The sequence below is a fragment of the Bacteroidota bacterium genome, assembly GCA_039111535.1.
In the GTDB taxonomy this organism is placed as follows: Bacteria; Bacteroidota; Rhodothermia; order Rhodothermales; family JAHQVL01; genus JBCCIM01.
Window position 1 is genome coordinate 1 of the sequence record JBCCIM010000016.1, and the last position, 11,400, is coordinate 11,400.

Below are 11,400 nucleotides of genomic sequence, written 5' to 3' on the forward strand. Positions count from 1 at the left end.
CGGGGATGGACAAGTAGTGAAGTACTGAAGTCTTAACTTCTCAAGCATATTTTTATTGACCACCCACCTTGCGCAAAAATATGTGAAAAAATTAGGATTCATACAGGTGTCTGTGCATATTTTGTCTGAACATCGTATCCAGTCAAAGCCCCGGCCCCGGCAAATGGCTGGCCCCGGCCCGATCGGGAGAAATCAACACAGGAATACTGCTATTGAGCTGCTTTACCGCCAGTCGATCGAGTGATAGGGCGGGAGACGACAAAATGCTGCGAGATGGCTTTACCCATTCGATATTGGATAATTTGATCCGCCACTTGAACCGGCCTGACTGGATAAACAGCGTGTCAGCGGATACCGTGTATCTTGTATTGACATAGATGTCTATAATCAGCCATGCCACCCCTCCCATCAACAGGCTAAAGAGCGCCTTTAAGGAGATTGCAGTTTCAGGGTCCAGCCACAACGCGCCAATTGCAATTGCCATAAGACCCAGGCAAATCCAATGTATGGCAACGTACCACTTGTCAATTTTGGTTTTGAACTGCGTCATTGCTGCGTATAGAATCAGTGCTACAACAGCTGAACACACTAGAAAACGAACGTGGCGCCAAGCTGAGGTAATACAAGATCTGTACGCGACCTTGTAATGTCAAAGGAAAGCTCACCATTCTCCCGTCCTGTAGAGCCCCGCTCCAGGTATTCTGCACTCCCACCCAGCAAATAGCGCGCACCAAGGTTTACCATAATGCTGAAGGGCCTGCTGTTGTCGTTGACGCCTTGAAAAACCCGAATATCAAGACCGCCCCCAAAACCATAACTGGACGCAAAGTCGTCAAAGTTTACAGATGCAGCAATAGATTCGCTGGACTGCCGATTTTCTACGGACGTGCGCGTAAAGAGATATTTGAAACCAAAGAGGGCTTCTGCATACGGCTGGAAGGCGCCGGTCTGTGGTTGAAACCGGAGAAACAAGTGACCAAAAGCAATGCTGTTTGTTGTTTCTACGTCCACAGTCACATCGGGAATTGTGGTACTGAAAGGCTCGGACCTACGCTCGTACCCATAAATCAGATACCCGAGATCAACGCCAATCATTACGGGTGCCGGTGAAAGGCCAATACCGCCATTAAGCGCAATGCCAAAACCAAGATTATCGACGTTATCCGCAAACTCTCCAACAGGAACCCCCATCATCAGATTAACGCTTGCTCGCGGGGTCACCTGGGCAGCTGCCGGTAGCGCCATAACCATAATAAGCATCACAAGCGCCATACAGGCAATCCTGGTCGATATACTGTTTTGCATACAACGCATGGCAAAGAGAGGTACAGGTTATGTGAATTACAGCTTCGGCTAACATACAGGAGCGTCATCAGGTCAGCCGGTCAAATGTAAACAGGTTGTGGTTGGCCTGCTCCTCGGGGTCATCGTTAAGCGTGCCGGCAATCGTTTTACCAAACCTGAAGCCATATCCCATGCCATGCCCGTTAAACCCTGCAGCCCAGGATACCCCTGGGAAAGGATTGTCATGTGCAAACAAGGGTAAGCTATCCTGTGTAAAGCCCATGACACCGCTCCAGGAAAAGGCGGTACGCACAGCAGCAATATGTGGGAAATACTGCAACAAATACGATTGCAACGCGGCCTGAAGCTGTGGTGTGGTATAATCGTCATACCCCAGCTCTTCCTCTACAAAAAGATGTCGCCCCCCCCCGAGCAACACCTCACCAGAGGCAAGCTGACGGATATAATAATATCCTTCATGGGAGTATACAGGGTACGGAAGCCAGTCCGGGCAAGATGCAGTTGCCAGCATCTGCGCACGTACAGGTTTAATAAACGCGCTGATCTCAGGCATAAGCTGGGGCAGGTAAGCATTTGTACAGCATACAACGCGCGCTGCCTTAACTTCACGGTTTCGGCAGGCTACACCTATGTGATCCCCCTTGGGTGTAATCTCGTATACAGGATGATGCTCTAGCAAGATAGCACCACTGCGGCCGGCTATTTCTCGCACCAGTTTTTGAGAGTCGACACGTGCCCCGGATTCAATGAGGAGTCCACCGGCAAACCCTTTTCCCTGAATCTGTGCACTGATCTCTGCTTCTGACCAATAATGCACGCTTTCCCCTATTTCGTGAAGCAAGGCATACGATGCCACAAGCCGCTCTTTCTCCTCCAAACTACCAGCCAGTATCAAACTCCCGCTCGCTTCAAACCCTGTTTTTTCTGGATCCAGCTCCGTCGCCAACAAATCCCTGTTCTCTTTTGTAAAAGCCCAGAGCTGAGCCGCTTTTTCCGACCCATACTTTACGATATCCGTGGCGTAATCAACCGCTGCGCCTTGAAGCAGAAAGCCGGCATTGCGGCCGGTAGCTCCGGCCCCTACCGTCGCAGCGTCAATGAGCACAACACGCGAGGAGGGATTGTATTTTTTCAGCCAGTATGCGGTTGATGTACCAACAATCCCGGCTCCAACTACTGCAATATCACAATGCAGGGTAGCCCCCGACTCTCCGCGTTGCCAGTATGAAAGGGTCATGGTGGTTTATCGGTTCAAATCTACAACAATACGGCCCTTGATATTACTGTCCATCATTCTTTTGCTTATCGCAAGCACCTCGGCCAGAGAGACAACTTCTGCAATCGCTTCGACTTGTGCGGCAGGCACTTCACCCAGGCGGGCCCAGACCTCACACCGGCGCTCGTATGCACACGTAGAGGTATCGATGCCCAGCAGGTTTACACCGCGCAGAATAAACGGAAAAACCGTGGTATCTAGGGCATGGCTGTTCGCAAGTCCACATGCCGCAACACTTCCATGACGCTTCATTTGGCTGATGATGGCAGAAAGCGCCGGCCCGCCGACACTATCAATTGCGCCAGCCCATTTGCCTTTATCCAGCGGCCGCGATGGCCCATCCCCCAAAACAGACCGATCAATGATGCGTGAAGCACCAATAGACTTCAGGTAATCATGGGCATGCTTTTTCCCGGAAGAGGCAACCGCTTCAAAACCGAGTTGTGATAACAGCATCAGGCTGAAGCTCCCAACACCTCCTGTAGCACCCGTAACGACAACCTCGCCCCGTTCAGGAGTGAGGCCGTGCAACTCGAGGGAAATAACAGACAACATAGCAGTGAATCCTGCAGTCCCAAAGACCATTGCCTGCTTGCTCGTCATCCCTGCCGGCATAGGTACCAGCGATTTTGACTTTACGCGCATACGTTGTGCGTATCCTCCCCAGTGTGCCTCTCCAAGTCCCCAGCCATTACCGATAACCTTGTCGCCCTCTTTAAACGCGGGATCCCGGGACGCAACCACTTCGCCGGCCAAATCAATACCGGGCACAAAGGGGAAGTCTCCTCTCACTATTTTGCCGGTGCCCGTCACAGCCAGGGCATCTTTATAATTGATACTGGAGTAATCGACAGCCACCAGCACCTCATCATCCGGCAAATCTGTATCCGACAATTGCTGGATTTTCACGTCTGGTTCTTTATCAGTCTCGTGTAACACAAGGGCATTAAACATTGCAAATTTGACCGGCTGGTAATTTATTTAGTTATTGTTAAGACATCAGGGCAACCTGAGCACAAATCAACCGTCTTCTTAGAGACAAGCAGGCAAAGTATACAGGTTCTATGAATCAGAATCGAGACACCGAAAACTTTTGGGCACGCATCCATCGTCAGGGGTTACGCCCTGCTGATTCAGATCTACTTGGATCATCAGCAATTAGAACATCTCTTGGCTGGGTGCTCTCCCTGGCAATCCTGGTACTCGTTGCCAACCTCCCGATATATCCACGGCAACTCTCCATTGGTTGGTTACAAACCTGGCCAGAGCGTCAAATTGAATTGGTACCAGCTCCTTCAGATCGGGGTGACGATAATGCGTCGAGCTCTCCCGTCACAGCGTTTACGCAACCGGCCAAAATTGAATACCCGTTGCCTGATGTAAAAGAAAAAAAGAAGGCCGTTGAACTGCCTCCAGCAGAAGAAATCATCCGTCCACAAAAACTGGCAAAGATCGACCGAGGCCCTATCCTGGAATACGTCGATGAAAGTCCGGCCATTGTAGGTGGTTTGAGCACTCTGTATCTCAGCATCGACTATCCCAAAATAGCCCGCGATCAAGGTATTCAGGGGCTAACCGTGCTCATGTTTGTAGTTGAAAAAGATGGCTCAACGCGCGACGTTGAAGTATTCAAGCCCCTGCATCCTGCGCTTGATTCTGCTGCTGTAGCAGCTGTGAGAAAGACCCTGTTTAAGCCGGGCCGACAAGATGGGAAAATTGTACGCGTAAAAATGCGGCTACCTATTCGCTTCAAGTTGATCAAACAGGAAGATGCTGCAAAAATAGATACGCTCGAATTGCCTGTTCAAAACCCGTAAAAGTGGCTAGCGAGAACTCTCAGGTGGCCCTGATCCTTCTGGCCTGTAGTTCCTGTCTTTGGTCAGGATAATACGGTCGATATAAAAGCCATCTTCCCGCATCCAAACGTTGAGTTCCTTCATGCCGGCTGAAGGGACGTCGATTCGCGCGGCGTCATCGCTATCCTGCCGCTGCTGGGTCCATACCCACGTGCGGTATGTATCTGTACCAATGTAAGAGCTCGATCGATTTGCAGCCCCATTGATGCCCAGATGTACCGAGTTGCTGTTGTTATTGTCAGCCCATACCCGCATCCAGATATAATATCGGCCAGGGTCTTCGAAATAAACCGGATAGGTAACTTCAGGACTTCTTTTATTGTATCGAGATCTAATTCTGACACCCCTGTCTGGCGAGACAACAATAGCTCCTTGCCCGGTATATCCAGAGCGGTCGCGCTGCACCGTCCAGCGCTGGTTGTTATACGATCGCTCACCATCAAAATGCTCCGCTTCGATTACAACCCGGCCTTTTTGCGCGTCGAATGCGCCCCTTCCGGCCGGCAACGAGGCAACAGCGACTTCACCTTGCGGCATGAGGTCCATCACATCACCGTTAACCCGTGAATTCCAGCGTTGGCGGGCGCGCTTGTTGCCATCAACATATTGGAAGGTAGCTTCTTCTCCAGACTCGGAGACTTCAAGTATCCCTTTGATACTATATGTACTTCTGTTAAACAGTGCCCCTTTCCATTCAACTTCCATGTCAACCGTGTATGCCTTTTCGAAGGTATTGTAGGCCCACGAATCGATGTATACGGTATTCCTCTTGCGTCGTAGAAACGGACTGAGTCGATCGACCAGCTTATCAGCAGCTTGCTCAACGAAGAGCGCAATGTCCTGCTTATGCTCATCTTCGGTTTTTACAAGGATCTCTTTTGCCGTTGTGGCAACAGCGTCAGTAAATCCTTCGAGGTCTACGTATACATCAAAGATTACATTGGCCGACTTATCATCAAGTAATGCTGAATCAAGGTAGAATTTAAAATCTTTGTAATTCTGCTTGTATGCCAGGTTAAATCCACCTCTAGATTTGGAAAAGGGCAATTGAATAGCTGTCTCTTTTCTACCCTGCACGTAAGCTTCCAGATAACCATGGAGCGCTCCTGAAGGGTTAATTTTTTGCCAGGATGTATCTTGTCCCAGTCGTTCAACTATAAAAGGCAATTTATAGGCGCCTTCAAACACCTTTTTCCGGAGCGGGTAAGTAATATCGGGTTCGAGTGATACGCGTTTGGGGGAGGCCGCAACAATTGCTTGTTCGCAAACACGCAACAGTTTAACATCACCGCAGACTTCAACCAGCACCTGCTCTTCATTTCCCAGATCAATGTCGGGAATTCCAAAGACCGTCTCTTCGCCGGCGTAGAGGGTATCGTAGGAGGCATTGAATGCGACAATCCATTTGTTTGTCTCATCTACTGGCTGTATACCGCCTAGCACGGTTTGGCTTGCAAAGTCAACATTAACCACCAGCGTATCCCACCCACGGTGCATGAGTGTGAGATCAGAGACAACAATTTCTTCCCGCGCTGTGCAGCTAGCTAGCAACAGGAAACTGACAATGGCTAACGTTCTCATTGGGTGGTTTGTAGTTGTGGCAGCCATCCTTTTTGGCTGGCCCATAACAACGCAGTAAGGTGTATCCCGTGCACAAAATCTCCAGCATTTATCGTTTTGCCGAGCATTTCAGGGGAAAGCACCCGCACTGCAATATCTTCTTCTACGTCAAGTGCCTGTTTTTGTTGAACATACGCACCTTCAGCAAGATACAGGTAGGCATAGTTTGCATTATTACTTGGATCCGTAGCACACCGGCCGATTGCACGCCATCGGGGTGCTGCGTACCCGGTTTCTTCCAGCAATTCGCGCTTGGCGCCAAGGAGGGGGTCTTCTTCGGGTTCAATAACCCCTGCCGGCAGTTCCATACTAGAACGTCCGATACCGTGTCGGTATTGTTCGACGAGTACAAAGTTGCCGGCTGTATCAACGCAGACGGTAGCAGCCCAGTTGGGGTATTCAACCACATGGAATTCTTCCATCTCTGCCCCACCAGGTAGCACCACATGGTCCTCCCGAAGGCGTATCCATGGCCGCTCCAGTAAGTATCGACGTCGCTTTACCTGCCAGGGTTGCATATTCAGGTCAATTCAGTTGAAAAAAGCAGATACGCTGAGCGATGAGAACTGATTCCTGCGTTAATAGGCACAAGATATGAGCGTGGTTTTATAAAACGCAAAAAGGCCTCCTGCGTATGCAGGAGGCCTTTGCGTGTGTCTTCCGGAACGATGGTTACAGTTTCACAGAAGCTGTGATATACTGTACATCAGAGAAGAAGTCAGTCGTCTGGTAAGCGTAGTCAACCATGAGCTGAGTACCATTCAGGTCAAGCTTGAGGCCAGCACCAAAAGAAGGGCCAGTAAAGAAAGTCTGGTCCATGTCTTCTGTTGCAGAGTAGCCACCGCGTACATAAACGATGTCCATTACACCGAGCTCGAGGCCGCCGGCAAACTGGTCCTGCTCAAAAGAGTTTGAGCGGAAGTTACCGAGCACACGAACGAGTGCGTTGGCACCAACGTCTCTCGTGTAAGAGAGACCTACGTTAAGAAGCGTAGGCAGCTGAACACCTTCAGACTCGAGTACGAGCGTGTTGTTGTTGGCTGATGGCTCCTGTCCAGGAATACGTACCTGACGGGCAAAACCAACACCAGAGAAGGTCAGTTCGTTACCGATGTTCTTCAGTGCAACACCAAGACGCAGACCTGATCCAGTAATGTCATAGGTCATACCAGCGTCAAACGCTACTGCGTTGGCGCTCACGTCATCGATGCTCTCACTAACGAGCTTCAACGTAGCACCCGCTGCGATACGGTCTGTCAACTGACGAGAGTAAGACAGGCCTGCAGTCAGGTAGTTAATGTTAAAGGTTACTTCAGAGATTTCAGGAGCAATTTCAGTTTGCTCTGCGATATCTCCAAAGTCCCAGGATGTAATTGTGAACGCGATGTTGTTGTAGCCGAAGCTCTGCGCAACACCGAGGTAGTTGATACCAATGTCAGCTACGTATTCAACGCGGCTAAACATGGCAGCAGTACCATCATTCACAGACAGACCAGCTGGGTTAGCAAACAATGCTTCCAAACCGTTCATGTCTTCGATTCCACTGGTGGTAGCACCACCGAGGGCGACATACCGGGCAGTTAGTGGCACTAGCAGTTCCTGCGCACCGGCAGTACCTGCACGGCTTCCAGACTCTCCAGTTGATCCAGAATTGCCCTGTGCCCTAACCTCTACGGCCCCCATGCTCGTCATGCAAACCGCGAGCAAGAATAACCATAGCATGTTGGTTATGTTTGTTTTGGCTTTCATATCTATAAACTTGTATTTGTATGAGAAAAAGGTGAGTTCACATAAGTGAGGGTTCGCTATGCTAGAAAGTGTTCAGTCTGAACGTTCTCATAGCAGCAGCAAACTTAATCACCTTTGTACCCATGTCCGTTTCTACGTGAACCAGGTAAACACCACTGGCAATCGGCAGATCATTTTCTGTCGTCAGGTCCCAGACAAGTGTTCTATCCACGCTGTTTTTCTCGAAGGTCTTGATCAAAGAACCACTCAAGGTAAATACGCGGATGGTTGCCGTATTTGGCAGGTTCGTGAAACGAACTTCAGGGATCAACTGGCTACGCTCATACTCAGAAGCACCTTTGTAAGGGTTTGGTGTGATACCAATGCTTTCAAGTGCAGCTTCAGATTCAGCCAGGTTCATTGCGCGTGTACCCAGACCAGCTGTGCTGACTGAGATAACATCACCTGGCTGGTTTGGCTTCAGCGTAAAGACTCTGAAGTTTGTACCAGCTTCAGGAAGTTCAGCGTCGTAGCGACCGCTTCCAACTTCTAGCATTGTAGAGTCAGGAGGCGTTGCACCACCGTTCCAGTTTACAATTACGGTACGAGCAAAAATCTCACTACCTGTGCCTGCAGCGCCAAAGAAGAAGTTGTTGTAACCATCTTCCCCAGGAGTAGCACCTTCGTCTTCTGGATTGTACCAGTAGACCCAGTCTGTATATGGATCATTTTCGCCACCAGATACAGCGTGGTCAGTCAGACCAAGGTCGTAAGAAGCATCGTTGGTACCACCACCACAGAGGCCCTCACACATGATTGGAATCATGCGGAAGTCGTCACTCTCGTCAGGCGATGTGCCACGGTTCCATAGCTCAAAAGGTACTTCAAATACGAACTCTGCTCCATTAAGGAACGCGTGGAAGCCAAGGCAATCACCAGGCTGAATGTCGCCATCGATAGCGTCGGCGCATTCTTGCGAGAATACCATGTCATAATCGTCAGAACCTACGATATCCAATCCATTACGGAGAGAACGGGCAACGAAGCTATTGGAAGAGCCATCGTCCCACTCAGAGCGGCCGCCACCACCGGTGTGCATACCCCATGCTGAGTTGTTCGTAGACTGCTGATAACCACGCTGCGGGCGGTCAGGAAATGACGTTCCCGGGATGGGTACATCATCGACGACGCCGTTAGCTAGCAGCTGTGGGAATCCGTTGGAGTTGAACGCAAAGGCACCCATATCGAATGGATCGAGCGGACCAGAAGCGTTGGCGGTTACACCAAAGCCTTTGATACCTGGAGGAGGACCTTCAACACTCCACTGGAGACCGTCAATTACAACTACATTTGAACGCTGTGGCGCAGGAGCACCAGCTGCCGTTCCATCAAATACAACGGTACCACCGCGCTTGATGTCATAGGTAATACCAGTTGCTGCTGAGGCAGACTTATCGCTGATTTCACCGTTACGGGCAACCAGGACTTCGTCAACTTCTTTTTCGCCATCATCTTCAAGAGAGATAGGCTCGAAAGAAGCTTTCTCAGCAAACTCTGCTTCATAGAACTCAACGGTATATACTTCGCCGGTTACACGAGCAGGGTTAACAATGTCTACAGCTACAAAACCTTCACCTACACCAGCGTTCTCGACAACGATGTCGGGTACGCTGCTTACCTGTGCAGCTTCGATAGCCTCATCAGAAAGCACGTCTTCACTACGCGTTGGGATAACTTCAACACGTGTGATTGGGCTTGGGAATACTTTCGGGAAAGAAGGCTCATTGTAAGCATAAGCCTGTACACCGAAGTAGTATGTTCTGTAGTTGGTCAGGTTATTGATGGCATGGAAAGTCTGAACGCCAGCATCCGTACCGGAAGCAACAACTTCAGTAGGCTCACCAGGGACACCATCGATAATGCGGGTTACGCCGTTAGGAACGTCGTAAGTCGCTACAACCTGTCCTACCTGGTCAGAAGCGTCAGCATACTGGATAACACGATATCCTTCGAAATCGTAGTTTTTGTTATCGTCAGGTGCAAACGGATCTGATTCTGAGTAAGTCTCAAGGAAGTTGTTAGAACGTGGAGAGTTCTGCCATTCGAGAATGATCTGGCCATCCAGCTCTGTGACAGAAACTTCAGGAGACACTGGCGGAGAAGGCAGTTCGAAGTTTACATCGAACGCAGCCTGCGCAAGTGCATCAGCCTGACGCAGTCTCGTAATTGAATCGAGGTTGTCAGTACCACGTGCCCAAACGAGACCAAACACGATTTCCTGCACGTCACCAGGGTTAATGGTAAACGGACCTGTAGCCATAACGAAACGACGGTCAGCAGGGTCAATAGGACCAAGCGTACCACCAACCGGGTCAGGGTTAACTTCTGACCAACCGTTTCCAGTTACAGGGTCACCAGGGAAGATAAACCGGGTAGGCTCTGTAGAGAAGTCACGACCGGTACCACCTACACTAAATGCCTGACCGTCTTTCCAGTTACCACGCATGTAGTTGTAGTAGTCAGTACCCGTAACAGGGTCACCGGTAACACCACCACCGTTGTTATAGAACGCAAACGTGGTCATTTTCAGGTTTCTGAAGTCTGGAATCCATTCGCCATCTACCAAGGCGGAGTCGCCTGCGGAAGGTACAATTGGTCCCTGGAAGAAGTCATAACCTGCTGCTGGAGGTGACTGACCGTACCCTTCACCACCTTCATCATCGTTGTCTGCGTTGTAGACATAACCCATACCGAGGCTTGTGTCAGCACCAACGTAGTCATCGTCAAAGTTACCAAGGTCAGGATCAGAGAAAATACCCAAGAATGCATTCTCAAGTGGCACGTCTCCTTTGTAGAAGAGGTTGTACTTGTAGAATGTCGTATTTCCAATGTCGCCAGCGGTGTTGAACGCAAACGCAGTACCGTGTACTTCGAGGCCGATAGGCGCCGCATCGGTAGCTTCGTGGATGTTACCACGGTCGTTCATTACCCACCACAGGGTCATGTCACCAAGAATTGCTGGACGCTCGCCACCGGCAAGGTCAACAACACGGTTTACGCGGTCTGCAAGAGGAACAGTAACATCAAACTCAATCATGTCACCGTTTGCATCCAGCGTAGGCGCGCCAAGGCCAGTTGGCCAGTCGCGAAGGTCTGGAGTAGCAGTCCCCGAAACGTCATAAGTTTCAACGTCGGCTTTGCTTACTTTGAATACTTTATCAAAGATAGAGCAATCAGCCGGCGCGTTGCCGTTTTCGTCAAGAGGACCAGCCCAGAATTCCCACGGGCCGTAACGTGAAGCCGCTGCACGAAGCTGTCCACCAACCTCACCAGCAAGCCAGATACCTGAAGCAAAGATCGCGTTTGAACCGCCACCTTTAGGTACTTCATAAACGTGGGGTGAACCGCGCCAAAAGAGACCGCCATTATTGAGGATCCTTGCGCGCACATTGTTCACATCCAGAAATGCCTCACCGAGGGCACCCTGACAGTTACTTGTCGCCTGCGCATTTGCATCAACAAGTCCCAAGCCGAGCACTAGAGGCAGCAAAAGTAATATTCTGCTCAAAAGTCGCATGGTAGTAATTTATAAAAGTTGAGAGAATCGCTTCTCTA

Annotated in this window: 9 protein-coding genes; 1 reads left to right on the forward strand and 8 read right to left on the reverse strand. The window is 50.1% G+C overall.

Translation table 11 applies throughout. The annotated features are described in order from the left end of the window. Window positions 1-142 precede the first annotated feature (142 nt). The 4 genes from AAF564_04390 to AAF564_04405 form a co-directional block, all read right to left on the reverse strand. Window positions 143-550, reverse strand: a complete 408-nt coding sequence (locus AAF564_04390; protein ID MEM8484760.1) for a PH domain-containing protein — start codon at window positions 548-550, stop codon at window positions 143-145. 38 nt (window positions 551-588) lie between these two features. Beyond that, on the reverse strand, window positions 589-1,305 hold the full coding sequence (locus tag AAF564_04395; GenBank protein MEM8484761.1) for an outer membrane beta-barrel protein: 717 nt from the start codon (window positions 1,303-1,305) through the stop codon (window positions 589-591). Window positions 1,306-1,372: 67 nt separating this feature from the next. Then, entirely contained in the window at window positions 1,373-2,542 is a 1,170-nt protein-coding gene (locus AAF564_04400) for an FAD-binding oxidoreductase (GenBank protein ID MEM8484762.1), read from the reverse strand. A 6-nt stretch (window positions 2,543-2,548) separates the two neighbouring features. Then, on the reverse strand, window positions 2,549-3,535 hold the full coding sequence (locus AAF564_04405) for an MDR family oxidoreductase (GenBank protein ID MEM8484763.1): 987 nt from the start codon (window positions 3,533-3,535) through the stop codon (window positions 2,549-2,551). A 110-nt stretch (window positions 3,536-3,645) separates the two neighbouring features. Between AAF564_04405 and AAF564_04410 the strand changes: the two genes are divergently transcribed. Further along, entirely contained in the window at window positions 3,646-4,398 is a 753-nt protein-coding gene (locus AAF564_04410) for an energy transducer TonB (protein ID MEM8484764.1), read from the forward strand. A gap of 6 nt (window positions 4,399-4,404) precedes the next feature. On the opposite strand, the gene AAF564_04415 is transcribed toward AAF564_04410, so the two are convergent. The 4 genes from AAF564_04415 to AAF564_04430 all read right to left on the reverse strand — a co-directional run bounded on the left by AAF564_04415 (window position 4,405) and on the right by AAF564_04430 (window position 11,353). After that, window positions 4,405-6,018 (reverse strand): hypothetical protein, encoded by a 1,614-nt coding sequence (locus AAF564_04415; GenBank protein MEM8484765.1) that lies wholly within the window; start codon window positions 6,016-6,018, stop codon window positions 4,405-4,407. After that, window positions 6,015-6,575 carry an NUDIX hydrolase gene (locus AAF564_04420; protein ID MEM8484766.1) on the reverse strand — a complete coding sequence of 187 codons (561 nt, stop codon included), beginning with the start codon at window positions 6,573-6,575 and terminating at the stop codon, window positions 6,015-6,017. Before AAF564_04420 ends, AAF564_04415 begins: the two co-directional genes overlap by 4 nt. A 154-nt stretch (window positions 6,576-6,729) precedes the next feature. After that, window positions 6,730-7,779: a PorV/PorQ family protein gene (locus tag AAF564_04425; GenBank protein ID MEM8484767.1), complete on the reverse strand. Its 1,050-nt coding sequence runs from the start codon at window positions 7,777-7,779 to the stop codon at window positions 6,730-6,732. 88 nt (window positions 7,780-7,867) lie between these two features. Beyond that, window positions 7,868-11,353 carry a T9SS type A sorting domain-containing protein gene (locus AAF564_04430; GenBank protein MEM8484768.1) on the reverse strand — a complete coding sequence of 1,162 codons (3,486 nt, stop codon included), beginning with the start codon at window positions 11,351-11,353 and terminating at the stop codon, window positions 7,868-7,870. Window positions 11,354-11,400: the final 47 nt, after the last annotated feature.